Source organism: Streptomyces sp. NPDC021100 (assembly GCF_044333095.1).
Lineage (GTDB): Bacteria > Actinomycetota > Actinomycetes > Streptomycetales > Streptomycetaceae > Streptomyces.
Genome location: NZ_JBIRQH010000001.1, coordinates 526,846 through 552,198 on the forward strand (window position 1 = coordinate 526,846; position 25,353 = coordinate 552,198).

The window sequence follows — 25,353 nt, forward strand, 5'->3', positions numbered from 1 at the left end:
CCGCCCCTCGGTTCCTCTCCGTACATCTGCCGCCGACCATGCTGCCGCACGGGTCGGACACTCCGGCCCCGGAACCGTCACGCGGCGCCGGCCGTCCCTCAGCACGGACCACGAACGCGCAAGGAGCGGCCCCGCCATGGACAGCACCACCGCCACCGACCTGTGGGACCGCCTGGCCGGCAGCCAGTCCGGGCCCTCGGTCTGGACCGTCGTCGGCACCGGGCTGGTCGCCCTGGCGATGATCGTCCCGCCCCGGGTCTGGCGGGTGACGCGCAACGCGATCACCATCGCCCACGAGGGCGGCCACGGTCTGGTGGCACTCCTCAGCGGCCGGACCCTGGACGGCATCAGGCTGCACTCGGACACCTCGGGACTCACCGTCTCGCGCGGCCGGCCGACCGGCTTCGGCATGGTCCTCACCGCGGCGGCCGGCTACCCCGCGCCGTCGCTGCTCGGCCTGGCCGGCGCCTGGACTCTGTCCACCGGGCACGTCACGGCCCTGCTGTGGGTGGCGGCGGCGCTGCTGGCCGCCATGCTGGTGATGATCCGCAACGCGTACGGCGCGCTGACGGTGGTGCTCACCGGCGCGGCCTTCGTCCTGGTCTCCTGGCTGGCCGGCCCGGAGGTGCGGGCGGCGTTCGCCTACGGGGTGGTGTGGTTCCTGCTGCTGGGGGGCGTGCGGCCGTCCTTCGAGCTCCAGCGCAAGCGCCGGTTCGGGGCGGCGGCGGACTCCGACGCCGACCAGCTCGGCCGGCTGACCGGGGTGACGCCGGTGCTGTGGCTGCTCTTCTTCCACGTGGTCGCGCTGGCCGCGCTGCTGGCCGGCGGCAACCTGCTGCTCCGGGGGTGAACCGGCGGGTGAACCGGCGGGCGTCCGGGCGCGCGGCGGCGGGGGGCCGCGCGGCCGTAGGGCCCGGTCACCGCCCTCGGTGAGGCCGTAAGGTTAGGGACATGACCGAGAGCCCCGCGCCCACCGACCTCTGGCCCGCTCCCACCGCGACCGGGGCCGTCGACGCGACCGTCACCGTGCCCGGCTCCAAGTCGGTGACCAACCGCGGCCTCGTCCTCGCGGCCCTCGCCGCCGAGCCCGGCTGGCTGCGCCGCCCGCTGCGCTCGCGCGACACCCTGCTGATGGCGGAGGCGCTGCGCGCCATGGGCGTCGGCATCGAGGAGACCGTCTCCTCCAGCTCCGAGGGCGACCGGGACGGCTCCGGCGAGGCCTGGCGGATCATCCCGGCCCGGCTGCACGGCCCGGCCGCGGTCGACGTCGGCAACGCGGGCACGGTCATGCGCTTCCTGCCGCCGGTCGCGGCGCTCTCCGACGGCCCGGTCCGCTTCGACGGCGACCCGCGCAGCTACGAGCGCCCGCTGCACGGCGTGATCGACGCGCTGCGCGCCCTGGGCGCCCGGATCGAGGACAACGACCGCGGCGCGCTGCCGCTGACCGTGCACGGCGCCGGGGCGCTGGAGGGCGGTCCGGTGGAGATCGACGCCTCGTCGTCGTCCCAGTTCGTGAGCGCGCTGCTGCTCTCGGGACCGCGGTTCAACCAGGGCGTGGAGGTGCGGCACGTCGGCTCGGCGCTGCCCTCGCTGCCGCACATCCGGATGACGGTCGAGATGCTGCGCGCCGCCGGCGCCCAGGTGGACACCCCCGAGTCGGGCGGCGAGCCGGACGTGTGGCGGGTCTCCCCCAGCGCGCTGCTGGGCCGCGACCTGGTGGTCGAGCCCGACCTGTCCAACGCGGCGCCGTTCCTGGCGGCGGCCCTGGTCACCGGCGGCCACGTCACCATCCCGGACTGGCCCGAGCGCACCACACAGCCGGGTGACGCGCTGCGCGACATCTTCACCGCCATGGGCGGCAGCTGCGAACTGACCGATGCGGGCCTGACGTTCACCGGCACCGGCCGGATCACCGGCATCGACGCGGACCTGCACGAGGTCGGCGAGCTCACCCCGGTGATCGCCGCGGTGGCCGCGCTCGCCGACTCCGAGTCCGAGCTGCGCGGCATCGCCCACCTGCGGCTGCACGAGACGGACCGGCTGGCCGCGCTGGCCAAGGAGATCAACGAGCTCGGCGGTGACGTCACCGAGACCGCCGACGGCCTGCGCATCCGCCCGCGCCCGCTGCACGGCGGCGTCTTCCACACCTACGAGGACCACCGGCTGGCCACCGCCGCGGCGGTGCTCGGCCTCACCGTCCCGGGCGTCGAGGTGGAGAACGTGGCGACCACCGCCAAGACCCTGCCCGACTTCCCGGAGCTCTGGCACGGCATGCTCGGATCCGTCGCGGGGGCGACGACGGCGCCGAGAGCCTGAGGGAACCGGAACACCATGCGCCGCTACGGCAAGCACACCGACGAGGACGACGTCCGCGTCCGCCCCAACCGCAAGGGCAACCGGCCGCGGACCAGCATCCGGCCCAAGCACGAGGACGCCGCCGAGGGCTTCGTCCTCACCGTCGACCGGGGCCGGCTGACGGTCCTCGTCGAGGACCGGATCGTCATGGCCATGAAGGCGCGCGAGCTGGGCCGCAAGGGCGTCGTCGTCGGCGACCGGGTCGCGGTCGTCGGTGACCTCAGCGGGCAGAAGGACACCCTCGCCCGGATCGTCCGGGTCGAGGAGCGCCGCTCGGTGCTCCGCAGGACGGCCGACGACACCGACCCGTTCGAGCGGGTCGTGGTCGCCAACGCCGACCAACTGGCCATCGTCACCGCCCTGGCCGACCCCGAGCCGCGCCCCCGGCTGATCGACCGCTGCCTGGTCGCGGCGTACGACGCGGGTCTCGAGCCGCTGCTCGTCCTGACCAAGTCGGATCTCGCCCCGGCCGAGAGGCTGATGGAGTCCTACGGCGCGCTGGGCCTGCCGTACGTGGTCACCAACCGCGAGGAACTGGCCGTCGGGGAGGCCGCGGAGCGGGTGCGGGAGCGGCTCAACGGCCGGGTGACCGCGTTCGTCGGGCACTCCGGCGTCGGCAAGACCACGCTCGTCAACGCGCTCGTCCCGGACCGGCAGCGGGCCACCGGGCACGTCAACGCGGTCACCGGCCGCGGCCGGCACACCACCACGTCGGCGCTGGCCCTGCCGCTGCCCAGCGGTGACGGCTGGGTGATCGACACCCCGGGCGTGCGGTCGTTCGGGCTGAACCACATCGACCCCTCGCGCGTCATCCACGCCTTCCCGGACCTGGAGCCGGGCACCGAGGGCTGCCCGCGCGCGTGCGGCCACGACGAGCCGGACTGCGCGCTGGACCAGTGGGTCACGGACGGGCACGCCGACCCGCAGCGGCTGTACTCGCTGCGGCGGCTTCTGGCCACCCGGGAGCGGCGCGAAGGCGACTGATCGCCTACGTTTGCGCATGACCGCCGATGGCAAGTGCAACAGCACCGGGACGGACGGGGCGGTCGACGACACGGGAGGCGAAACTGATGGCGTGGCTGCTGGTCGTGGTCGCAGGACTTCTGGAAACCGGCTTCGCCGTCTGTCTCAAACTCTCGCACGGCTTCACCCGCCTGTGGCCGACGATCGCCTTCGCCTGCTTCGCCCTCGGCAGCTTCGGCCTGCTGACGCTCTCCCTCCGAAAGCTGGACGTGGGCCCGGCCTACGCGGTGTGGACGGGCATCGGCGCGGCCGGGACGGCGATCTACGGCATGGTCTTCCTGGACGACCTGGTCTCCACGCTGAAGCTGGTCTCGATCGCGTTCGTGATCGTCGGAGTGATCGGGCTCCAGCTGTCGGGCTCCGCGCACTGAGCACGCCGGCCCCCGGGGCTCACTCCCGCCCGTCGCCGAGCAGCGTCCTGACGACGCCGGCCACCTCCTCGGCCGCCTCGGCGTCGGAACCGGCCGGGGCGACCACGTACGACAGGGTCATCCGGACGGCGGCCTCGCAGGCCCGGCGCAGCGCGGCCGGGTCCGGCGGGCGGCCGGTCCTGGCGGTGGCCTCGCCGGCCGCCCCGGCCGCGCTTCCGGTGATGCGCTCCACCAGGATGCCGGGCGTGGGGGCGCTCCGGGCCGTCACCGGTGACGGCGGGGTGCGCGGCGCCGGTACGGCGGGGGCCGCCTGGGCGGGCAGCCGCTCGCCGCGGCAGCCGGTGAGGGCCGCGCGGACCAGCGGGTTGACCCGCGCGGTGCGCAGCGTCCAGACGGCCGCGGCCGCGCAGCAGTCGCCGGCGTCGGCGTCCTCCCGCCCGACGGCGTCGGCCAGCGAGCGTTCCACACCGGCCAGGAAGGACTCCGCCTCGCGCCGGACCAGGGCCCGGGCCAGGCCGTCCTTGCTGCCGAACTCGTTGTACAAGGTCTGCCGGGACACCCCGGCGGCGGCCGCCACGTCGACCATCCGGACCCCGTGCCAGGGCCGGATGCCGAGCGCCGTGTAGGCCGCGTCCAGCAGGAGCTCTCGTGCCGCGGGCATCGTCGCCTCCCGGGGCCTGGCGGCCGCACGACGGTTGTGGCCACAGAATTGACGCACCACCAGACGGTGTCAAGAGCCCGGGCGGGCCGCACGTGCGCGGGCGGGGCCCGCGGGTAGTGTTCCTGTTATGTCCGACTACCACGATGATCTGCGCTTGGCCCATGTCCTGGCGGACGCCGCCGACGCGACGACCATGGAACGGTTCAAGGCCCTCGACCTCAAGGTCGAGACCAAACCGGACATGACCCCGGTGAGCGAGGCCGACAAGGCCGCCGAAGAGCTGATCCGCGGTCACCTCCAGCGGGCGCGGCCCCGCGACGCCGTGCTCGGCGAGGAGTTCGGCGGCGAGGGCCTCGGCCCGCGCCGCTGGGTCATCGACCCGATCGACGGCACGAAGAACTATGTGCGCGGGGTGCCCGTCTGGGCGACGCTGATCTCCCTCATGGTCCAGACGGAGCACGAGGGCACCGTCGACTACCAGCCGGTCGTCGGCGTGGTGTCGGCCCCGGCGCTGGGCCGGCGGTGGTGGGCGGCGAAGGGCTCGGGCGCGTACACCGGGCGCAGCCTGACATCCGCGAGCCGGCTGACGGTCTCCAAGGTCGAGCGCATGGCGGACGCCTCGTTCGCGTACTCCTCGCTGTCGGGCTGGGAGGAGCGCGGGCTGCTGCCGCGTTTCCTGGACCTGACGCGGGACTGCTGGCGGACGCGTGGCTACGGCGATTTCTGGCCGTACATGATGGTCGCCGAGGGCTCGGTGGACATCTGCGCGGAGCCGGAGCTGTCGCTGTGGGACATGGCGGCGAACGTCGTCATCGTGGAGGAGGCCGGCGGCCGGTTCACGGGCCTGGACGGGCGACGGGGGCCGCACAGCGGGAACGCCGCCGCGTCGAACGGGCTGCTGCACGACGAGCTGCTGGGGTATCTGCGCACCTGAGGCGTCGGCGGCGGACGGGGTGGCGGCAGGAACGTCACAGCCCGTTCGGCCGCGCGAAACCTCAAAGGCGGCGCAAAAAGTCGGCAAAGCGGCCGATTGCCGTCCTCTTCCCCGCCGGGGCGTCGCGTGTCACGCTGAGGAGCAGCTTGTGAATGCGTGAAAACGCCCCGCAGGAGGTGGCCCGCCCATGCTCGTCCGCGACGCCATGAGCACGATCGTCCTCACCATCGGCCCCGCCCACACCCTCCGGCAGGCCGCCCGGCTGATGTCCGCACGGCGGGTCGGCGCGGCCGTCGTCCTCGACCCCGACACCAGCGGCCTGGGCATCCTGACCGAACGCGACGTCCTCAACGCGCTCGGCGCCGGGTGCGACCCGGACCGGGAGACCGCCCACCGTCACACCACCTCCGACGTGGTCTTCGCGGCGCCGGAGTGGACGCTGCAGGAGGCCGCCACCGCCATGTCGCGCGGGGAGTTCCGGCACCTGATCGTGCTGGACGGCAAGGAGACCGTGGGCGTGGTCTCGGTGCGCGACGTCATCCGCTGCTGGGTGGCGCACGGGGGGCTACGGCAGGACGGTGCGGCGCTGACGGCGTGAGCCGGCCGGTCGCCCTTCGGCGGACAGCCGGAGAGGCCTTCGGCGGACAGCCGGAGAGGCCGGAGCCCCATGGCGTCCGGCCTCTCCGTTTCTTACGACAAGCGCCCTAGCCGCGCAGGGCCTGGACCGCGGCCTCCAGCCGCTTGCCGTAGTCGGGGTCCGCCTGGCGGAAGTTGTTGATCGCCCGCTCCGCGATGTCGTCACGCGACACCTTGGCGATGAAGCCCGCGAGGTTGGCGATCAGGCGCTCCTTCTCCTCCTCCGTCATCAGCCGGTAGAGGTTGCCCGCCTGGACGAAGTCGTTGTCCTCGGCGTGCGTGGGAGTCGCGATGTTGCCGGTGGCCCCGGTGACGGCAACCGGCTGCCACAGCGGCCGGCCGGTCTCGGCGGGGCCGCCGAAGCTGTTCGGCTCGTAGTTCTTCGCCCGGCCGTGGCGGCCGTCGTAGGCGTAACCGTCCCGGCCGTGGGTGCGGGCCGTGGTGGCGTGCGGGCGGTTCACCGGCAACTGGTCGGCGTTGATGCCGACGCGGTAGCGGTGGGCGTCGGCATAGGCGAACAGCCGGCCCTGGAGCATCTTGTCGGGGGACGGTCCGATGCCGGGCACGAAGTGCGACGGCGAGAAGGCGGACTGCTCGACCTCGGCGAAGACGTTGTCGGGGTTGCGGTTGAGCTCCAGCTTGCCGATCTCGTGCAGCGGGTAGTCCGCGTGCGGCCAGACCTTGGTCAGGTCGAACGGGTTGAAGCGGTAGGTCGCCGCCTCGTCCGCCGGCATGATCTGGACGGACACCGTCCAGCTCGGGAAGTCGCCGCGCTCGATGGACTCGCGCAGATCACGCTGATGGGAGTCGGGGTCCTCGCCGGCGAGCCGGTTGGCCTCCTCCTGCGTGAGGTTCTTGATGCCCTGGTCGGTCTTGAAGTGGTACTTGACCCAGAAGACCTCGCCGGCCTCGTTGTTCCACTGGTAGGTGTGCGAGCCGAAGCCGTCCATGTGGCGGTACGAGGCGGGGATGCCGCGGTCGCCGAAGAGCCAGGTCACCTGGTGGGTGGCCTCGGGCGACAGACCCCAGAAGTCCCAGACGTTGTCCGCCTCCTGCGAGCCGGTGTACGGGTCGCGCTTCTGGGTGTGGATGAAGTCGGGGAACTTGATGGCGTCCCGGATGAAGAAGACGGGGGTGTTGTTGCCGACGAGGTCGTAGTTGCCCTCTTCGGTGTAGAACTTCAGCGCGAAGCCGCGCGGGTCACGCACCGCGTCCGCCGAGCCGAGGTTGCCGGCGACGGTGGAGAAGCGGAGGAACGTTTCCGTCTGCTTACCGACCTGGGACAGGAAGTTCGCCCGGGTCCACCGGGTGACGTCCGCCGTCACGGTGAAGGTGCCGTAGGCGCCCGCACCCCGGGCGTGCACGACGCGCTCCGGGATCCGCTCGCGGTTGAAGTGCGCGAGCTTCTCCAGCAGCAGCTGGTCCTGCACCAGGACGGGGCCACCGATGCCCGCGGTCTCGCTGTTCTGGTTGTCCGCGACCGGAGCTCCGGACTCCGTGGTCAGCGGGCCCGTTGTAGTCATGGCCTCGTCCTGAACCGTCACGTACGCCTCCGTCTTCTCGGTCCTGCCCGCGCGGCCGGTCCTCTTCGGCCCCGCGGCGAGATCGATCCTTACATTGGACTTTGTCTAAGTCAAGATGGAGCTGACATAAAAACCGGATCCAGTGGTAGACGACTGCCGCTGCTAGGCTGGTCCTATCTGACTGATGGGTGAATGGCATGAGTGACCTGCTGGAACGGCTCCGGGGACGTGGCTGGCGGCTGACCGCGCAGCGGCGCGTCGTCGCCGAGGTGCTCGACGGGGACCATGTGCACTACACCGCCGACGAAGTGCACGCCAAGGCGACCGAACTGCTCCCGGAGATCTCCCGGGCGACGGTCTACAACACGCTCGGCGAACTGGTGTCCCTCGGCGAGATCATCGAGGTGAGCACCGACGGCCGGGCGAAACGCTACGACCCGAACGCCCACCACGCGCACCAGCACCTGGTGTGCTCCCGATGCGGCACCATCCGCGACGTCCACCCCTCCGGGGACCTCCTCGCCGGACTGCCGGCGGAGGAGCGCTTCGGGTTCCGGGTGTCCGCGGTCGAGGTGACCTATCGCGGGGTGTGCCCGGGCTGCTCGGAGGCGTGACGAAACGGCGGGCGCCGGGGGGGCGTTCGCTCGCGGCTCACTGATCGCACTCGCGGCTCACTGATCACAGGCCTCACGACGCGCCGGCTGCGAGAGCACAGCACGAAGGCCCGGATCCTTGGGATCCGGGCCTTCGTCAGGAGTAGCGGGGACAGGATTTGAACCTGCGACCTCTGGGTTATGAGCCCAGCGAGCTACCGAGCTGCTCCACCCCGCGTCGGTAAAGCAACTGTAACCCGGTCACGGCGTTCCGCGCAAACGGGTGATCGCCGACCGGTGGCGCGCGGTCCGGCCCGCCGGGGCCGCCGTCACGCCGACAGCTCCTGCTGGAGGGCGTCCCGCAGCCGCGCCGCCCGCTCGGCGACCTCGGCCGGGCCGTACTCGACCGCCTGGGCGCACCACAGCTGGGCCTCCGTGAGATCGCCGTGCCGGGCGGCCAGCAGGGCCAGCCGGAGGGCCGCGCGGCCGTGCCCGGCCTCGGCGGCCCGCGTCCACCACAGCGCGGCCTCCGGCTCGCTGCCCTCGCGGGCCAGCAGCAGCCCGAGGTTGAACGCGCCGTTCCGGCTGCCCGCCTCCGCCGCCTCCCGGTACCAGCGGGCGGCTCGGACGACGTCGCCGCGGGCCGCCACGATCATCCCGAGCCGCACCTGGGCCCGCCGGTGCCCCTGGCGGGCGGCGCGGTCGTACCACTCCTCGCACTCGGCCGCGGCGCCCTCGCCGCGGTCCTCCCGGTCCAGCAGGCTCGCGAGCCGGAACGCCGCCTCGGCGCTGCCGCCGCGGGCCGCGATCCGCAGGTGGCGCTCGGCCTCCTCGGCGTCCTCCTGGCCCCCGTCCCGCAGCAGGGCCATGGCGACCTGGAGGGCGGCCTCGGTGTGCCCGGCGGCGGCGGCGCGCTCGTACCAGCGCAGCGCCTCCCGCTCGTCGTGCCTCCCGGCGTACAGGATGCCCAGGTTGAACGCGGCGTCGACGCTGCCGGCCTCGGCCGCCTTGGAGAACCACGGCTCGGCGCCCGCCGGGTCGCCGGCCTGGAGCAGGAGGACGGCGAGGGCGTTGGCGGCTTCCCGGTGGCCCGCGTAGGCGGCGCGCCGGTACCACTGCTCGGCCTGGGCGGACCGGCCCTGCTCGGCGCAGAGCAGGGCGAGGTTGTACGCGCCGTTGACGTCACCGGCGTCCAGGGCGGCGCGGTACCAGCGCTCGGCCTGCTGGGCCTCGCCGCGGTCGGCGTGCAGGGCGCCCAGGGCGTTGGCCGCGTTGCCGTCGCCGTCCTGGGCGGCCCGGCGCCACCAGACGGCGGCGCTGTCGTTGTCGCCGGCGTCGCGGAGCAGGAAGCCGAGGGCGCAGGCGGCGCGGGACTCGCCGTCCTTGGCGGAGGTCAGGTACCAGCGGGCCGCCTCCTGGATCTCGCCGCGCGCCTCCAGCAGGGTGCCCAGGTGGAGGGCGGCGCGGCGGTGGCCGCGGGCGGCGGCCTGGCGGTACCACTGCTCGGCCTCGGCGGCGGGCCCGCGCTCCTTGCCGACCGCGGCGGCGGCCCGCAGGTCGCGTACGGAGGTGTCCCCGCCGCCGACGGGGGTGCGGCGGCCGCCGGCCGCCGGGGCCGGGCCGGGGAGGACACTGGGACGGTTGGCGGCGGAGCCGGGGGCGCGGCCGTCGAGGATGCGGGCGAGGCGGTACGCCGCCTCGCGGTGGCCCCGCTCGGCGGCGGACCGGAACCAGCGCTCCGCGCCGACGTCGCTGCGGTGCTCCAGGAGGTCGGCGAGGGCGTAGGCGCCGAGGGCGTGCCCGGACTCGGCGGACTGCCGCAGCCAGTACTCGGCGGCGGGCTCGTCGCCGCGCTCGCGGTGGTAGCGGCCCAGGGCGTGCGCGGCGGCGGCGGAACCGGCGACGGCGGCGACCCGCCACCAGCCGGCTGCTTCGTCGGGGTAGCCGCGCTGGTGCAGCAGGACGCCCAGGTTGTTGGCGGCGGAGCGGTCGCCCTCGGCGGTGGCGGCGCGCAGGCAGCGCTCCGCGGCGTCCAGGTCGCCGCGGCGCAGCAGCAGCGCGCCGAGGGTGCTCAGGGCGGCGGGGTCGCCGGATTCGGCGCGGCGGCGGGCGGTTTCGAGCTCCAGATCGGCGGCGTCCGCGGAGGCGCCCGTGGGGGCGGTGACGGACGTCTGGGACGGGACCTGCCCGCCTTGTCCGTCCGGGTCGCTCCCCCGGTCGGTCCCCTGCTCACTCCCCCGGACGGGAGCCCCTACCAGCCGACGTGCGTCCACCAGCCTCGCCTTGTCCCCCATACGTCCCATCGTCGCACTCCCGCAACCTGTGTACACCTGGAATGCCGTAGCCAGTGAGGTCACTTCGGCGTTTTGTCGACTTCCCGACTTCCCGACACAGCGATGCCCCAAACTCTAATCAAAAGCCCCGCACATAACCCGCACAGAGCAGCGTGGCGCCGGATGCGAACGGTGGTCCCCCGTCGGCCGGCCACGGAGCGTGGCCCCTACCACCGCTCCGAACGCACGACAAGGCCCGGAGTCCGAGACTCCGGGCCTTGTCTTCAGTAGCGGGGACAGGATTTGAACCTGCGACCTCTGGGTTATGAGCCCAGCGAGCTACCGAGCTGCTCCACCCCGCGCTGTTGTGGAACAACCGTACCACGGCGCGGGGCGGGGCTTCGGCTAACCGCCGGTCCGCTTCCCCTCGTCCTGCTTGTCGGCGGGCTTGCCGTCCGTCTTCTTCTCGGCCTCCTCCTCGGCCTTGCCCAGCCGGTCGAGGGCGTCCTTCAGACTCTTCTGCGCCTTGCCGTACGCCTCCAAGTCCTTCTGCTCCAGCGCCTTCTGTCCGGCGGCCCACGCGTCCTGCGCGTCCTTGACCGCCTGCTTGACCGTGGGGTTGGCGGTGGACGGACGCGTGGTGTCCGGCGGCTGCTTGCCGGTCTCGCCCTGCTGCTTGCCGAAGACCTCGTCCAGGGCCTCATCGAGGGTGTCCCTGAAGGCGATCTTCTCGCCGTAGTTGACGAGCACCTTCCGCAGCAGCGGGTAATTCGCCCTGGCGCCACGGACGTACACGGGTTCCACGTACAGGAAACCGCCGTCCAGGGGCACCGTCAGCAGATTTCCGTACTCGACCTCGGAATCGCCGCCCTTGAGGAGCCTGATCAGACTGGCGACGTCCGAATTGCTGTTGAAATTGGACTGCGCCTGCTCGGGGCCCCAGACCGCGCCCTTGGGCTCGAGGATTCTGATCCGGCCGTAGCCGTCGCTCTTCGCGTCCGCGTCGACCGCCATGAACGCGCCCAGGTTGGGGCGGTTCTTGGGCGTGAAGGTCGTCGTCAGCGAGAACGTCTGGTCCTTCTGGTCCGGCATCCGCATGCTCAGGTAGTACGGCGGCACCGCGTTGCCCTTGTTGGTCGGGTCGTCCGGCACCTGCCAGCGCTGGCTGCCCGTGTAGAACGCCGCCGGGTCGGTGACGTGGTAGCGGGCCAGCAGCTCGCGCTGCACCTTGAACAGGTCCTGCGGGTAGCGCAGATGCGCCTTCAGATCCGTGCTGATCTCGCCCTTCGGCTTGACCGTCCCCGGGAACGCCTTCATCCAGGTCTTGAGCACCGGATCCTCGGTGTCCCACTGGTAGAGCTTGACCGTGCCGTCGTAGGCGTCGACGGTCGCCTTCACCGAGTTGCGGATGTAGTTGACCTGGTTCTGCTGTGCGACAACGGCGCGTTGACCGGTCGTCAACGAGTCGGTGGTGGTGTCGCCCAGCGTGGTGCGGGAGGCGTACGGATAGCCGTTGGTCGTCGTATAGGCGTCCACGATCCACTGGATGCGATGCTCCACCACGGCGGGGTAGGCGTCGCCGTCGATGGTGAGCCAGGGGGCCACCGCCTCGACGCGCTCCTTCGGCGTCCGGTTGTAGAGGATCTTGGAGCCCTTGCCGATGGCGCCCGAGTAGAGGATCTTCGGCTCGCCGAACGCCACGGCGTACGCCGCGCGATTGACCGGGTTGGACAGCGCCACGCCGCCCTTGCCGTCGTAGCCGAAGCTCTCCTTGCCCTCGTCACCGGGCTTGTCGATCTCCTTCTGCGGCCCGCCGACGATGGAGTACTGGGTGGTCTTCTCCCCGTAGTACACGCGCGGCTCGTACGAGCCCAGGGTGCCGTCCGACTGGAAGTCCGGACCGCCGCCCTTGGGCACCGAGGTGCCCTTGGCGGTCACCGCGCCGTAGCCGTGGGTGTACTTGAAGTGGTCGTTGATCCAGTTCCGCTCGGGAATGCCCTTGATGTTGAGCTCGCGCAGGCCGATGACGGTGTCCTGCTCCTTGCCCTGCACCGTGTAGCGGTCGACGTCCAGGGTGGACGGGAACTGGTAGTAGCCGCGGTCCTGGCGCTCCTGCTGGAAGGCCGGCGAGACGATGTTCGGGTCCAGCAGCCGCAGACTCGCGGTGGAGTTCGCCATCTCGCGCAGCTTGTTCTTGTCCTTGCCGCCGGCGTCGCTCTTGCCCGGGTACCGGTCGTCGACCTTGGTGTCGTCGATCCCGTACGCCGCCCGCGTCGCCTTGATGTTCTTGGCGATGTACGGCGCTTCCTTGGTCTGCTCGTTCGGCGAGACCTGGAACTTCTGCACGATCGCCGGGTAGAGCCCGCCGATCAGTATCGCCGAGAGCACCATCAGGCCGAAGCCGATGACCGGGAGCTGCCAGGTGCGCCGCCAGAGCGTCGCGAAGAACAGCACCGCGCAGATCAGCGCGATGATGAAGAGGATCGTCTTGGCCGGCAGATAGGCGTTGGCGTCCACGTACCGCAGACCCGTCCAGCCGTCCGCCGACCGCAGCCCGCTCGACTTCACGGCCAGCCCGTACCGGTCCAGCCAGTACGCCACGGCCTTGAGCGCGACGAACAGGCCCAGCAGGACGGACAGGTGCCCGGTGGCCGCCGCGGTGGCCCGGTGGCCCGGGCTGGTCAGCCGCAGACCGCCGTAGAGGTAGTGCACCAGGGCCGCGGCGATCAGCGACAGCACGGCCGCCGCGAAGCCGAAGCTCAGCAGGAAGCGGTACCAGGGCAGGTCGAACGTGTAGAAGGAGATGTCCTTGTGGAACTGCGGGTCCTTCTGGTGGAAGGAGACGCCGTTGATCCACTGGAGCCAGGTGCGCCACTGCCCGGCCGCGGACGCGCCCGCCACCAGGCCGACCAGCGCGGTGACCGCCAGCAGCACCCACTTCTTGTACGGCGCGATGCTCATCCGGTAGCGGTCGAGGCTCTGCTGCTCGGCCGACATCGCGCTCAGCGGCGGCCGCAGCCGGTGCGCCAGCCAGATGTTGAACCCCACCGCCACGGCCATCAGCAGGCCGAAGACGGCGAACAGGCCGATCTTGGTGCCGAGGGTGGTGGTGAAGACCGACGAATAGTGCACCGAGCGGTACCAGAGCCAGTCCGTCCAGAACCCCGCGAACATGACGAAGAGCATGGCCAGCGCGGCCAGCACACCCAAGGTCATCAGCAGGGTCCGGACGCGCCGGGACGGTCGGCCGACTCTGATCCGTGGCCCTGTCGGGCCTCCGCCGCGGTCCGGCATCTGGAAAGCCAAGGTGCGCACCTCGAAGTTCGCTGTAAGGGAGCTGTCGATCAGGCCCTGGCGATAGTAGGACCCAGTGTGGCAACTTACCGAGGCTTTACTCGGTTCCCGATTTCGGCCCCTCTCAGGGCACGATATTGGGCATGTCCAGCAATGCCGGCTCCCCGAGCCACCCCGATCGCCCCGAAGCGGGCACGCCCCCGATGGCCGCCAGCCCGCTGACCCGCGCCGTCCTCGAGATCGACGACTACGCCTCCGGCCTCGGCTGGGACCAGCCCGCCCGGCTCTTCGCCCTCGTCGACACCGCGAAGCTCCGCACCCAGGAGCCCGCCCTGGCCGCCCAGCTCGGCCTCGACGAGGCGGCCGGCGCGGCCGCCTCCTCCTACACCCCCATCGAGCAGGACGAACTGCCCGCGGGCGCCGCCCTCGACGAGTTCCTCGCCACCATCGCCTGGCCGGACGCGGTGACGGGCTGTGCCCTGACCGTGGAGCGGCTGATGCTCCCGCCGTCCGCCGAGGGCGCCGTGCCCCACGGGATGAACGAGAAGCAGCTCGCCAAGTGGGTCGCGAAGCACCCGGAGCGGCAGGAGGTGCGGATGACAGTCGCCGTGCTGCGGGACGGGGCCCGGGAGTCCGCCGTCCGGCTGCGCGAGAAGGACTCGCCGACCGAGGTGCTCACCGGCCCCGACCTGGTGCCCGGTCTGGCCGAGGCACTGGCCGCGACCTTCGCGGACTGAGCCCTTCCGCCTGCCTTCCCGGCCGGGAACGCGTGACGAAGCGGACTCGTCGAAGTCCGGTGCGGTACCGCGCCCCCATGGGGGCGCGGGGAACCGCGCGACCGGCCACGGACGGCCCGCGGCCACCGAACCGTAGGGCGAACGGAGCGCTCAGCCTGCCGTGCAGCGCGGCAGGCCGGCCTCATCCCCCTTGCGGATCTTCTCCAGGGACTTCAGCGCGTCGCCTATCGTCTCCACCTTGACGAGCGTCAGCCCGGACGGGGTGTCCTTGGCGGCGGCCGCGCAGTTGTCCTTGGGGGTCAGGAAGAACCGGGCCCCCTTGTTCCGGGCGCCGACCGTCTTCATCTCGATGCCGCCGATCGGCCCGACCTTGCCGTCGTCGTCGATCGTCCCGGTACCGGCGACGAACTTCCCGCCGGTCAGGTCGTCCGGTGTCAACTTGTCGACTATCCCCAGGGCGAACATGAGGCCGGCGCTCGGCCCGCCGACGTCGGCCAGCTTGATGTTGATCGGGAACGGGAAGGTGTGCGCCGTCCCCGCCTGGATGCCCACGATGGCCCGCTTGTCACCGGGCGCCTCACGCGTCACCACGGTGACGGTCTCCGTCCCGCGCGGCTGCCGCTTCTCCTTCTCCGCGGCGGCGGCCTCCTTGGCCGGGACGACCGTGAAGGCGACCTTCTCGCCGGGCTTGTGCCGGGTGACGAACTTCGCGACGTCGCCGGGCTGCCGGACCTCCGAGCCGTCCACCGCCTTGATCACGTCGCCCGCGTGCAGCGCGCCCTCGGCGGGGCTCGCCTTGACGACGGAGGCCACCACGATGCGGGTGGGAACGGGGATGTCCAGCTGCTTGAGCGCCGCCACCTTGGCGCTCTCCTGGGACTGGCTGAACTCCTCGGCGGTCTCCTGGTTGAGCTGGTCGGGAGACTTGTCGTCCGGGTAGAGCGTGCTGTGCGGGACCACCAGCTTGTCGTGGTCCAGCCAGCCGTAGACCGCCTCGATCATGTTCATCCGGTACTGCGAGCCGGTGACCCGGACCGTGGTCATGTTGAGGTGCCCGCTGGTCGGATACGTCTTGCGCCCGGAGATCTGCAGCACCGGCTCCCCGTCGTGATCGCCCAGGGTGTTCACCGTCGGCCCCGGCGACATCTCCGCGTACGGCACGGGGATCAGCACGCCGGCGCAGAGCAGCGCGATCAGGGTCAGCAGGGAGGCGAGCATCGTCGCGGTGCGGCGGGGCATGGAACGACAGTACGGGACAGGTCTGACAGTCCACTTCCGGGGCGGTCCGTACGGGGCAGAAGTGCCTGCCGGGGCCCATGTCACGCGGAAATCCGGCTTCCGGGGCCCACCGGAACCACGTTACGGGGATCCGGCCCCGGAGTCCGAACGCTCCATGGCCTCGCGGAACTTCGCGTATCCCGCGAGCTCGGAGACATCGCCTGCCTTGCGGTTCCGGGCCGCCCAGCTTCCCCACAGGGCGGCGGCCACGGCCGCGGCAACCGGGATCAGCAACCAAGCGAGCGCCGCCATAACGGCCTCCGACCTCTTACTCCTCGCGACTTACCGATGAGCACATTAATCGTTTGCCGTCTCAACGCTCACGTCAGGGCGGGGGTTACGCAACTCGGGTGGCCCGTTCCGGGCACGAGAGGCGATCGCGCTACGCGCCGACCCTCCCACCCGTCACCCGGCCACCACCCCACAACGACGGCGCTACGCGCCGACCCACTCTTCTGTGCCGTCCGAGAAGACCTGGTGCTTCCAGATCGGCACCTCGCGCTTGAGGTCGTCGATGAGGCGGCGGCAGGCCGCGAACGCCTCCGCGCGGTGCGGGCAGGAGACGGCGACGACGACGGCCAGGTCCCCGATGGTCAGCTCGCCGACGCGGTGCACCGCGGCCAGCGCCCGCACCGGGAAGTCCGCCGCCACCTTCTCGGCCACCCTCCGCAGCGCCTCCCCGGCCGTGGGGTGCGCCGAGTAGCCGAGCCCGGCGACGGAGGCCCCGCCGTCGTGGTCGCGCACCGTGCCCACGAAGAGCGCGGTGCCGCCGGCGGCGGGGTCGCCCACCGCGGCGAAGACCTCGTCCAGGGAGAGCGGGGTCTCGCGGACCGCCACGAGACGCAGGGGGCCCGGATCGGGGACGGCGGGCCCGGAAGGATCTTCGTACGTACGGGACATGCGCCCCATCGTGCCGTACGCCGGCCGTCCTCCGGCCGGGCCGGGCCGCGATATTCCCGCCGGCGCCCGTCCCGGAGGGCGCCGGCCCCCGCGGAGCAGGCCCCCCGCCGGGAGACTTCGCTACACCCGCCGCCGGGCCTTGCGCGCCCGCCGTACCAGGGCCGCCGTGCCCAGCAGCGCCACGGTGGCCCCGGCCGCGCCGGCCGCCGTCGCGTCCTTGCGGCCGAGCCGCCGGCCGGCGACCGTGTGCCGTCCGGCGACCTCCTCCAGCAGCTCCGCCAGGACCTCCTCGTTGGTCCAGCGCGGCCGCCAGCCGGCGGCGTGCAGCCGGTGGCCGCTGACCACCCAGGGGTGCATCGTGTACTCGAGGTCGCCCGCGGGGGACGGCGTCAGGCCCAGGCGGTGCAGCCGGGAAGCCGCCCCCAGCGCCACGGCCGACGGCAGCTCCATCCGGCGGATGCCGGTGAGCTCCTCGACCTCCTCCTGCTCCAGCCAGCCGTCACAGCCCACCGCCAGCTCGCCCTCGGCCTTCTCCAGGGCGGCGAACTCCAGGGCGCTCACCAGGTCCTCCACGTGGCAGAACTGCCACACCGGCCGGGACCCGGCCACCACCAGCAGCCGCGGCGACTCGAAGTAACGGGTCAGGGCCGTGTCCGTGCCCCCGACGAGGACGGCGGGCCGCAGCACGGTGACGTTCAGCCCGGGGTGCGCCCGGGGCGCGCGGCGGGCCAGGCGCTCGATCTCCAGCAGATCGCCGACGCCGGTGGCCTCGGCGGTCGCCCGCAGCTCGGCGTCCTCGTCGAGGGGCACGTCGTTGTCGGGGTGCGCGCCGTAGACCATCGCCGAGGTGCACAGCACCACGCGGTGCACCCCGGCCGCCGCGGCGGCCGTCAGCACGGTCTGGGTGCCGCGCACGTTGTAGGCGGTGCGGGCGGCCGGGTCGGTCTCCAGGTCCAGGTCGAGCGCGAGGTGGACGACGACGTCGGCGCCCCGCAGCTTCTCCGCGATCGCCGGGTCGCGGACGTCCAGGACGTGCCACTGCGCCTCGCTGACGTCGCCGCGGCGCTCGTCGATGGCGAGGACGTGCTTGACCTCCTCGGACGCGGCGAGCCGCCGGGTGAGCAGCGCACCGACGCCGCGGGCGGCGCCGGTGACCGCGACCACGGGCCGTCGGCCGGTCGGGCTCGTACTGTCTCGCGCGGAACCGTTTCGCGCTGCGCGAACTTCTCGGTCGGGGGAACTCACCGGGCGTCTCCAGCGGTTGTCTTCAGTACGTATGTGTCATCACCTGTGTCATGACCCGTACGTACCAGGTGACGTCCATCCTGCCGCAGGCCCCGAGCCGGTGGAGCACCAAGCCCCGATACCGGGGAGGTGTCTACGCTGGGTGGTGTTGTCGGGCATTCGCCGTCGGCCATCGCCGGCGGCCCTAGGAGCCGAGGAAACCCGTGAGTGACACCCCATTCGGATTCAATCTTCCGCCGGAGGAGCCGGAGGACGGCGACAACGGCAAGAAGAAGGGCGGTGACCAGGGTGGCCGTGGACAGGATCCGGCGAACCCGTTCGGATTCGGTTCCGGAGCGGGCGGCGCGGACAATCCCTTCGCCGCGCTGTTCGGCGGCGGCGGGAACCCGGCCTTCGGGGGCATGAACCCCGGCGACCTGGGCGCCGCCTTCCAGCAGCTCGGCCAGATGCTCTCGTACGAGGGCGGCCCGGTGAACTGGGACATGGCCAAGGACATCGCGCGGCAGACCGTCGCGCAGGGCACCGCCGACGGCTCCAAGGACGCCAGCGTCTCGGCCGGCGAGCGGTCCGCGGTCCAGGAGGCCGTCCGGCTGGCCGACCTCTGGCTGGACGGTGTGACCTCGCTCCCGTCGGGCTCCGGCACGGCCGTGGCGTGGAGCCGCGCGGAGTGGGTCGAGGCGACCCTGCCGGTGTGGCGGGAGCTGGTCGACCCGGTCGCCGAGCGCGTCGGATCCGCCATGGGCGACGTGCTGCCCGAGGAGATGCAGGCCATGGCCGGCCCGCTGCTGGGCATGATGCGCAGCATGGGCGGCGCCATGTTCGGTACGCAGATCGGCCAGGCCGTCGGCGTGCTGGCGGGCGAGGTCGTGGGCTCCACCGACATCGGCCTGCCGCTGGGCCCGGCCGGCAAGGCCGCCCTGCTGCCGGTGAACGTCGAGGCGTTCGGTTCCGGCCTCGGGGTGCCGCAGGAGGAGGTGCGCCTGTACCTGGCGCTGCGCGAGGCCGCCCACCAGCGCCTGTTCGCGCACGTGCCGTGGCTGCGCTCGCACCTCTTCGGTGCCGTCGAGGGCTACGCCCGGGGCATCAAGGTGGACACCTCCAAGCTGGAGGACGTCGTCGGCCAGCTCGACCCCACCCGGCCCGAGCAGATGCAGGAGGCGCTCCAGCAGGGCATGTTCCAGCCGGAGGACTCGCCGGAGCAGAAGGCGGCCCTGGCCCGGCTGGAGACCGCGCTGGCGCTGGTCGAGGGCTGGGTGGACGCCGTCGTGCACGCCGCCGCGGCGCCGCATCTCCCGTCCGCCGGGGCGCTGCGCGAGACGCTGCGCCGCCGCCGGGCGACCGGCGGCCCGGCCGAGCAGACCTTCGCGACCCTGATCGGTCTGGAGCTCCGTCCGCGCCGGCTGCGCGACGCGTCGCGGCTGTGGGCCTCCCTCACCGACGCGCGCGGTGCCGAGGGCCGGGACGCGCTGTGGGAGCACCCGGACATGCTGCCGACCGCCGGTGACCTGGACGACCCGGACGGCTTCGTCCACCGGGAGCACCTGGACTTCTCCGAGCTCGACAAGATGCTCGGCGAGGCCGCCGGGGGCGGTCAGGACAAGGGCAAGCCGGATCTGAGGAAGGACTCCGAGGACTCGAAGGACCACGGCCCTGAGGACGGCGCGTGAGCCTTCGCCTTCGGGAGGACGCGGAACGGGTGCTCAAGGAGTGGCCCGCTCCGTCCGGTGACGCTCAGCAGGAAGCGCTGCGGCTCGCGTACCTGGAGCACCTGGCAGGCCACCCGGACGGCATGTGGAAGGCCTGCCGGGACGGCCACGTCACGGCCAGCGCCCTGGTGGTGGACCCGTCCCGCGGCCGGGTACTGCTGACGCTCCACCGCAAGCTGGGGATGTGGCTGCAGATGGGCGGCCACTGCGAGCCGGAGGACGCCACGCTGGCGGCGGCCGCGCTGCGCGAGGCCACGGAGGAGTCGGGCATCGCGAGCGGGCTGGCCCTGCTGCCGGGCGGCCCGGTCCGGCTGGACCGGCACCACACGCCCTGCGCCTGGCACTTGGACGTGCAGTACGCGGCGCTGGCGCCGGAGGGCGCCGAGGCGGCGATCAGCGACGAGTCGCTGGACCTGCGGTGGTTCGGCTACGACGAGGTGGCCTCGGTGGCCGATACGTCGGTGGTACGGCTGGTGGAGCGGGTGCGGGCGCTGGTGTAGGCGCTGCGCCGCCGGAGTGGGAGGCACCCCGCTCCGGTTCCGCTCTGCCGCTCTGCCGCTCTCCCGCGCTTCCCCGGCCTCCCCGGCCTTCCGGCCTTTCCGGGCTTCCCGCCGCCCGGGGGCTCATTCGCTGCGGGCGGCGGGGAGGTGCGGCAGCCGGCCCGCGGCGACGACGCCCTCCAGGTAGCCCCGCGCGCGCTCGGTGCGCGGGTACGCCTCCAGGAGCCGCCAGAAGGCGGGCCCGTGCCCGGGGACGAGCAGGTGTGCCAGCTCGTGCAGGAGGACGTAGTCCACGACGTACTCGGGCATGCCCTGCAGCCGGTGCGAGAGGCGGATGCTGCCCTCGGCGGGGGTGCAGGAGCCCCAGCGGGTGTTCTGGTTGGTGACCCAGCGGACGCTGTCGGGCCGGGCCCGGCCGCCGAGGTACTGCCCGGAGAGGCGCTCCGCCCGTTCCGCGAGCTCGGCGTCACCGAGTATCCGCTTGCTCTCCTGGGCCGCGAGCCGGTCGAGCATCACGGACACCCACCGCTTCTCCTCGGCGTCCGACATGCGGGCCGGGATGAGGACCACCGTGCGGTCGCCCTCGCGGTAGGCGGAGACGGTTCTGCGCCGGCGCGCGCTCCGGCGGACCTCCACCGGGCGGGTCTCGGCCGCCGGGAACGCCTCCGTCCCCAGGAAGGGCGGGCCGAGCGGGCTCGGCCCGCCGCGCGGTGGTCGTGCGGCACTGTGCAGGGGGTCGACGGGCACGCCACGACGTTACCCCGTCGGCGGCGCGGGAAGTCCCGCCGTCGCCCGGCCGTCGGTGATTCCCCACCTCATCACGGCACTAGTACGACTATCAGTCCGTGCCTGTGGACAACTTCGCGCGGCCATCGGCGCCGCCGTGCATGCTGGGTCCACCGGCGACGGACGGCGGCTCCGACGGCGGGATGGCGGCGTGTGCCGGGCGACGAGGGGGAGCCATGGTGGGGACGGACGGCGGGTGCGGGCTCGCGGTGCTGGAGAGCACGGAAGGCCTGGAGAGCACGGAGAGCACGGAGAGCACGGACGGGACCGGGTACGCGGTGGTCGAGGGCGCGGGCGGGGCCGAAGGGGCGCATCCGGTGGTGAAGCCCGCCCTGCGGCGGGCCTGGCGCCGCCGGGACGTCCTCCAGCTCGGGATGACGCGCGCCCACGCGAGGGTGGTGGGTCCGGTGGACACGGCGACGGCGTCGTTCCTCGGTCTGCTCGACGGCACGCGCGGGCTGCCGCTGCTCCGGACGGAGGCGGCGGCCATGGGGCTCCCGGAGGGCCGGGCGGACGCGTTGGTGGAGCGGTTGTCCCGGGCCGGGGTGCTGGACGACGCGCGCGGCGGGGGCCGGGGAGGCGCCGCGCTGCGGAGCCGCGGCCCCGCCCTGGAGCGGCTGCGGCCCGACCTGGCCTCCCTGTCCGTACTGCATCCGGCGCCGGGGGCGGCGATGGGGCTGATGGCCGCGCGGCAGGCGAGACGGGTGCAGGTGCGGGGCGCGGGCCGGGTGGGTGCCGCGGTGGCCGCCCTGCTGTCGGCGTGCGGGGTGGGGCAGGTGGACGTGCTCGACGGCGGGTACGTCGAGCCCTGGGACGTGGGCCCCTGCGGGGTGGGCGCGGAGCGGACGGGCGAGCGGCGGGACGCGGCGGCCCGGCGGGCGGTGCGGGAGGCGGCGCCGGTACCCCGGCCGAGGACGCGGGCGCGGGCCGAAGGGGCTGAGGCCGGGGAGTTCGCGCCTCCACTGGCCCTGACGGTGTTCGCGCCCCGGGACGGGGTCGCGGTGTGGGCGCCCGATCCGGCGGGGGCCCGGGAGGCGATGGCGGCGGGGACGCCCCATCTGTACGCGGGGGTGGCGGAGGCCACGGGAGTGGTCGGTCCGTTGGTGCTGCCGGGGCGGTCGGCGTGCGCCGAGTGCCTGGCGCTGGGCCGGGCGGAGCGGGACGCGGCCTGGCCCCGGATGGTCGCCCAGTGGAAGTCCGGCCGACGGGCGGAGGTACCGTCTTGCGACATGGCACTGGCCACGGTCGTGGCGGGACTGACCGTGTCGTGGGCGCTCGCGTTCCTCGACGGTGGGTCCGCGGCGGGTGCGGGGGCGCGCCTGGAGCTGGCTCTGCCGGGTCCGGACTGGTCACCGCGTCCGATCGAGCCGCATCCGCGGTGTCCGTGCGGCGCGGCGCGGTCCCCCGAAGGGGGTGGCGCCCGGGCGGCGGGGGCCCCGCACGGGACAATGCCCGGGTAACCGCCGTCCGCGGCCTGGCCGTTCAGCTAGTTGGAGGGGCGCATGTCTGATCTACCGCGCAAGGCGGTCGCTCGTACCGCCAAGTTGGCCGCGCTGCCCTTGGGGTTCGCCGGACGCACCGCGCTCGGGCTCGGCAAACGCATCGGCGGGCGGCCGGCGGAGATGATCGCCGCGGAGTTGCAGCAGCGCACCGCCGAGCAGTTGTTCGCCACGCTGGGCCAGCTCAAGGGCGGGGCGATGAAGCTCGGCCAGGCGTTGTCCGTCTTCGAGTCGGCGCTTCCGGAGCAGGTCGCGGGCCCGTACCGGGCGGCGCTGACCAAGCTTCAGGAGGCGGCGCCCCCGATGCCGGTGAAGTCGGTGCACGCGGCCCTGGCGGAGCGGCTGGGCGATGACTGGCGCGACCTGTTCGAGGAGTTCGACGACAAGCCGGCCGCCGCGGCGTCGATCGGGCAGGTGCACCGGGCGGTCTGGCACGACGGGCGTGAGGTCGCGGTCAAGGTGCAGTACCCGGGGGCCGGGGAGGCGCTGCTGTCCGACCTCACCCAACTGGGCCGGTTCGCCCGGCTGCTGGGGCCGCTGGTCCCGGGCATGGACATCAAGCCCTTGATCACCGAGTTGCGGGACCGGGTCTCCGAGGAGCTGGACTACGGGCTGGAGGCGCGCGCCCAGGCCGCCCACGCCCGGGAGTTCACCGGGGACGCGGACGTCGTCGTCCCGGACGTGGTGCACCACACCGACCAAGTCCTGGTGACGGAGTGGCTGGAGGGGGTGCCGTTGTCCGAGGTGATAGCGGACGGCACCCGGGAGCAGCGTGACCGGGCCGGGCAGTTGCTGGCGCGCTTCCTGTTCTCCGGAGCGGCCCGTACCGGACTGCTGCACGCCGATCCGCACCCGGGGAACTTCCGGCTGCTGACCGGAGGCGCGCCCGGCGGTCCGGCCGAGAAGTGGCGGCTGGGCGTGCTGGACTTCGGCACGGTGGACCGGCTGCCGCAGGGGCTGCCGCCGGAGATCGGGACGGCGCTGCGGCTGACGCTGGAGGGCGACGCGGAGGCGGTCCACGAGCTGCTGCGGGACGAGGGGTTCGTCAAGCCGGGGATCGACCTCGACCCGGGCGCGGTGCTCGACTATCTGCTGCCGATCATCGAGCCGGCCCAGCTGGAGGAGTTCACCTTCACGCGGGACTGGATGCGCGCGCAGGCGACGCGGATCGCCGACCCGCGCTCCCCCGCCTACCAGTTGGCCCGTCAGCTCAATCTGCCGCCGGCGTATCTGCTGATCCACCGGGTCACCACCAGCACCATAGGAGTGCTCTGCCAACTGGGCGCGACCGTGCGGCTGCGTGACGAGATGGAGGCGTGGGTCCCGGGGTTCGCGGCCGGGAGCCGGAGCCAGGAGGCCCCCGCCTGATCGTACGAATCGGGGCGGGACGCCGGGGCCCGTGCGGCGCGGGCCCCGGGGTCACCACCAGGAGGAGTCGAGGCGGCCCTCGATCGCCCTGATGTTGGCCCGGGCGCAGTCGTCGCAGAAATAGCGGCGGGCGCCGTTCTCGACGGAGCAGGTCCAGGTCGGCGGGGGGCCGTCGGCGGTGGTGCCACAGCGGGCACACATGATGGGGCCGGGGTTCTCGGGGTCCAACTGCGCTGCGTCAGGCGTCTTCTGGTCCACTCCCAGACGATATCCCCGTGAACGGCCGGTGACCGTCCGACGCACCCCGACGCACCGAGGGGCCGGTCCGTTCGGACCGGCCCCTCGGCTCACCAAGCGTTGCCCGGCCGCCTACTGCATGACGGCCATGGCCAAGGCCCTGCGGGCACGCAGCGAGGCGCGCTCGGCACGGCGCTGCATCCGGCGGGCCGTGGCGAGCCGGACGGCGGTGCGTTCCGACTCGGCCTCGCGGAGACGCTCGTGCATATGCGCGCGGGCCAGGATTTCTGGGATGAGTTGCATTTCGAGGTTCCTGTTCTGACGCGAGACGATCGCGCCGGAGGTATCACGGACGGAGAGGGCGGAGCCGGCCGGCTCGGGGGACGGGCGCTGCATCGTCGGGTCCTGCTTCTTGGGGTCGTGCGTCACGGGGCGATCGATGGTGCCGTGGAGGTTCATGCGGCGACCGGGTTCTTGCGCGGGCGACCACGGGGACGCTTGCGGGCCACGACGACGCCCTGGACGAAGAGCTCTCCACCCCAGACGCCCCACGGCTCGCGGCGGTCCTTCGCCCCGGCGAGGCAGGCCTCACGCAGCGGGCAGGTCTGGCAGAGCGACTTGGCGTACTCGACGTCGGCCGGGGACTCGGCGAAGAAGACCTCGGGGTCGTAGGTGCGGCACGGCACGGGGGTGCCGAGGTTCTCGATCGCGTCGTCGAGGTCGGTGAGCGCGGTGAGCGGAGCGAGGGGGGTCAAGGAGTCCTCCGTGGGGACGGGCGGGGGGATCAGGTCGGTGGCTACTGACGGGGTGTGTGCCTTGATGTGCACGGTGTGTGTTCCTCGTCTGTGTTGTTCCGGCTGGTGGCCGGGCTGGTTCCCCCTGCCGGGGGGCAAACAAAAGGGCCGCGGATCCCGGTGTGGGTTCCGCGGCCCTGGAAGGTGCCGACCTGATCTGCCGATCAGGCTGGATCTCTCCAGGGTTCGAGCCCACGGAAGGCCCACATCGTGTGGTGCTGGTACTGCTTGGTCCGGGATCCGGCGCCGTCGGTCTCCGCAGCGATGGCACGGACCCGTGCCACTGCTGCCGCTTCCGCCACCTCAGGCGCCTTGGTCGGTCGCTCATTGCCCAGCACCGACTCGGAGAGCGGCAGCTTGGCGAGGGACAGACCGGTGCCCTGGACGGAACCGAACGACGGCGCGGCGATGATGCCGGCCTCAATGCCGAGGGAACGCGTGGCGAAGACCGGGCGATCGGTCATTTTGTTGCTGGTGATGAAGCTGATCATGGGTCTCGCCTCCTCTCGGCGTCTCGGGACGGGCCGTAGCCCGTCATGTTCGGTTTGAGTACAGCAGTACAGCACGGAACCAACGAATCCCGCGAGGGGCCGTTGCTTTCCTGCTCGGAAGGCTATGGGTAGGCCGTCCACGCACGCAA

24 protein-coding genes and 2 tRNA genes are annotated in these 25,353 nt (G+C 72.7%); 12 read left to right on the forward strand and 14 right to left on the reverse strand.

Annotation, left to right across the window (positions count from 1 at the left end):
* The first annotated feature begins 136 nt into the window (after positions 1-136).
* The 4 genes from ACH4PU_RS02425 to ACH4PU_RS02440 all read left to right on the forward strand — a co-directional run bounded on the left by ACH4PU_RS02425 (position 137) and on the right by ACH4PU_RS02440 (position 3,749).
* Positions 137-850 (forward strand): M50 family metallopeptidase, encoded by a 714-nt coding sequence (locus ACH4PU_RS02425; protein WP_398264721.1) that lies wholly within the window; start codon positions 137-139, stop codon positions 848-850.
* A gap of 101 nt (positions 851-951) precedes the next feature.
* On the forward strand, positions 952-2,316 hold the full coding sequence (aroA, locus tag ACH4PU_RS02430; RefSeq protein WP_398264723.1) for a 3-phosphoshikimate 1-carboxyvinyltransferase: 1,365 nt from the start codon (positions 952-954) through the stop codon (positions 2,314-2,316).
* A 15-nt stretch (positions 2,317-2,331) separates the two neighbouring features.
* Positions 2,332-3,339, forward strand: a complete 1,008-nt coding sequence (gene rsgA, locus ACH4PU_RS02435) for a ribosome small subunit-dependent GTPase A (RefSeq protein ID WP_398264725.1) — start codon at positions 2,332-2,334, stop codon at positions 3,337-3,339.
* Positions 3,340-3,425: 86 nt separating this feature from the next.
* Entirely contained in the window at positions 3,426-3,749 is a 324-nt protein-coding gene (locus ACH4PU_RS02440; RefSeq protein WP_171167244.1) for a multidrug efflux SMR transporter, read from the forward strand.
* A 19-nt stretch (positions 3,750-3,768) separates the two neighbouring features.
* Here ACH4PU_RS02440 and ACH4PU_RS02445 read toward each other — a convergent pair whose 3' ends face one another.
* A complete protein-coding gene (locus ACH4PU_RS02445; RefSeq protein ID WP_398264728.1) occupies positions 3,769-4,410 on the reverse strand; it encodes a TetR family transcriptional regulator in 642 nt (213 codons plus the stop codon).
* Positions 4,411-4,537: 127 nt separating this feature from the next.
* Between ACH4PU_RS02445 and hisN the strand changes: the two genes are divergently transcribed.
* A complete protein-coding gene (gene hisN / locus ACH4PU_RS02450; RefSeq protein ID WP_398264730.1) occupies positions 4,538-5,344 on the forward strand; it encodes a histidinol-phosphatase in 807 nt (268 codons plus the stop codon).
* A gap of 187 nt (positions 5,345-5,531) precedes the next feature.
* The gene (locus tag ACH4PU_RS02455) at positions 5,532-5,942 is read left to right on the forward strand and encodes a cyclic nucleotide-binding/CBS domain-containing protein (RefSeq protein ID WP_398264732.1); all 411 of its coding nucleotides are present in this window, start codon (positions 5,532-5,534) and stop codon (positions 5,940-5,942) included.
* 106 nt (positions 5,943-6,048) lie between these two features.
* Here the strand turns inward: ACH4PU_RS02455 and ACH4PU_RS02460 are convergent, their stop codons facing one another.
* Positions 6,049-7,503 carry a catalase gene (locus ACH4PU_RS02460; RefSeq protein ID WP_398264734.1) on the reverse strand — a complete coding sequence of 485 codons (1,455 nt, stop codon included), beginning with the start codon at positions 7,501-7,503 and terminating at the stop codon, positions 6,049-6,051.
* 197 nt (positions 7,504-7,700) lie between these two features.
* On the opposite strand from ACH4PU_RS02460, the gene ACH4PU_RS02465 reads away from it, so the two are divergent.
* The gene (locus tag ACH4PU_RS02465) at positions 7,701-8,117 is read left to right on the forward strand and encodes a Fur family transcriptional regulator (protein ID WP_185940285.1); all 417 of its coding nucleotides are present in this window, start codon (positions 7,701-7,703) and stop codon (positions 8,115-8,117) included.
* A 143-nt stretch (positions 8,118-8,260) separates the two neighbouring features.
* Here the strand turns inward: ACH4PU_RS02465 and ACH4PU_RS02470 are convergent.
* The 4 genes from ACH4PU_RS02470 to ACH4PU_RS02485 all read right to left on the reverse strand — a co-directional run bounded on the left by ACH4PU_RS02470 (position 8,261) and on the right by ACH4PU_RS02485 (position 13,663).
* Positions 8,261-8,334, reverse strand: a tRNA-Met gene (locus tag ACH4PU_RS02470).
* A gap of 91 nt (positions 8,335-8,425) precedes the next feature.
* Positions 8,426-10,390: a tetratricopeptide repeat protein gene (locus ACH4PU_RS02475; protein WP_398264736.1), complete on the reverse strand. Its 1,965-nt coding sequence runs from the start codon at positions 10,388-10,390 to the stop codon at positions 8,426-8,428.
* A gap of 267 nt (positions 10,391-10,657) precedes the next feature.
* A tRNA-Met gene (locus ACH4PU_RS02480) sits at positions 10,658-10,731 on the reverse strand.
* A 43-nt stretch (positions 10,732-10,774) separates the two neighbouring features.
* Positions 10,775-13,663, reverse strand: coding sequence for a UPF0182 family protein (locus tag ACH4PU_RS02485; protein WP_398265344.1), 2,889 nt, complete (start codon positions 13,661-13,663; stop codon positions 10,775-10,777).
* 143 nt (positions 13,664-13,806) lie between these two features.
* Between ACH4PU_RS02485 and ACH4PU_RS02490 the strand changes: the two genes are divergently transcribed.
* The gene (locus tag ACH4PU_RS02490) at positions 13,807-14,400 is read left to right on the forward strand and encodes a PPA1309 family protein (protein ID WP_398264738.1); all 594 of its coding nucleotides are present in this window, start codon (positions 13,807-13,809) and stop codon (positions 14,398-14,400) included.
* A 150-nt stretch (positions 14,401-14,550) separates the two neighbouring features.
* On the opposite strand, the gene ACH4PU_RS02495 is transcribed toward ACH4PU_RS02490, so the two are convergent.
* The 3 genes from ACH4PU_RS02495 to ACH4PU_RS02505 all read right to left on the reverse strand — a co-directional run bounded on the left by ACH4PU_RS02495 (position 14,551) and on the right by ACH4PU_RS02505 (position 17,823).
* Positions 14,551-15,639, reverse strand: a complete 1,089-nt coding sequence (locus tag ACH4PU_RS02495) for a PDZ domain-containing protein (RefSeq protein ID WP_398264740.1) — start codon at positions 15,637-15,639, stop codon at positions 14,551-14,553.
* 474 nt (positions 15,640-16,113) lie between these two features.
* Complete coding sequence (locus ACH4PU_RS02500; protein WP_185941685.1) at positions 16,114-16,587, reverse strand: molybdenum cofactor biosynthesis protein MoaE; 474 nt, start codon at positions 16,585-16,587, stop codon at positions 16,114-16,116.
* Positions 16,588-16,698: 111 nt separating this feature from the next.
* Positions 16,699-17,823, reverse strand: a complete 1,125-nt coding sequence (locus ACH4PU_RS02505) for an SDR family oxidoreductase (protein WP_040887362.1) — start codon at positions 17,821-17,823, stop codon at positions 16,699-16,701.
* Positions 17,824-18,026: 203 nt separating this feature from the next.
* Between ACH4PU_RS02505 and ACH4PU_RS02510 the strand changes: the two genes are divergently transcribed.
* Together ACH4PU_RS02510 and ACH4PU_RS02515 are read left to right on the forward strand one after the other, a co-directional pair.
* Positions 18,027-19,490 (forward strand): zinc-dependent metalloprotease, encoded by a 1,464-nt coding sequence (locus tag ACH4PU_RS02510; RefSeq protein ID WP_398264743.1) that lies wholly within the window; start codon positions 18,027-18,029, stop codon positions 19,488-19,490.
* Entirely contained in the window at positions 19,487-20,029 is a 543-nt protein-coding gene (locus tag ACH4PU_RS02515) for an NUDIX hydrolase (protein ID WP_398264745.1), read from the forward strand. Before ACH4PU_RS02510 ends, ACH4PU_RS02515 begins: the two co-directional genes overlap by 4 nt.
* Before the next feature lie 123 nt (positions 20,030-20,152).
* Here the strand turns inward: ACH4PU_RS02515 and ACH4PU_RS02520 are convergent, their stop codons facing one another.
* Entirely contained in the window at positions 20,153-20,776 is a 624-nt protein-coding gene (locus ACH4PU_RS02520) for a M48 family metallopeptidase (protein WP_185941688.1), read from the reverse strand.
* A gap of 215 nt (positions 20,777-20,991) precedes the next feature.
* Between ACH4PU_RS02520 and ACH4PU_RS02525 the strand changes: the two genes are divergently transcribed.
* Positions 20,992-22,275: a ThiF family adenylyltransferase gene (locus ACH4PU_RS02525; RefSeq protein WP_398264747.1), complete on the forward strand. Its 1,284-nt coding sequence runs from the start codon at positions 20,992-20,994 to the stop codon at positions 22,273-22,275.
* A 42-nt stretch (positions 22,276-22,317) separates the two neighbouring features.
* On the forward strand, positions 22,318-23,682 hold the full coding sequence (locus tag ACH4PU_RS02530; RefSeq protein WP_398264749.1) for an ABC1 kinase family protein: 1,365 nt from the start codon (positions 22,318-22,320) through the stop codon (positions 23,680-23,682).
* 51 nt (positions 23,683-23,733) lie between these two features.
* On the opposite strand, the gene ACH4PU_RS02535 is transcribed toward ACH4PU_RS02530, so the two are convergent.
* From ACH4PU_RS02535 to ACH4PU_RS02550, 4 genes are all read right to left on the reverse strand, one after another.
* Positions 23,734-23,940: a hypothetical protein gene (locus ACH4PU_RS02535; protein WP_398264751.1), complete on the reverse strand. Its 207-nt coding sequence runs from the start codon at positions 23,938-23,940 to the stop codon at positions 23,734-23,736.
* A 111-nt stretch (positions 23,941-24,051) separates the two neighbouring features.
* Positions 24,052-24,378, reverse strand: a complete 327-nt coding sequence (locus tag ACH4PU_RS02540) for a hypothetical protein (protein WP_185941690.1) — start codon at positions 24,376-24,378, stop codon at positions 24,052-24,054.
* Entirely contained in the window at positions 24,375-24,746 is a 372-nt protein-coding gene (locus tag ACH4PU_RS02545) for a WhiB family transcriptional regulator (RefSeq protein WP_004937453.1), read from the reverse strand. The genes ACH4PU_RS02540 and ACH4PU_RS02545 overlap by 4 nt, the downstream gene beginning before the upstream one ends.
* Before the next feature lie 131 nt (positions 24,747-24,877).
* Positions 24,878-25,204 (reverse strand): hypothetical protein, encoded by a 327-nt coding sequence (locus ACH4PU_RS02550; protein WP_185941691.1) that lies wholly within the window; start codon positions 25,202-25,204, stop codon positions 24,878-24,880.
* Positions 25,205-25,353 lie beyond the last annotated feature (149 nt).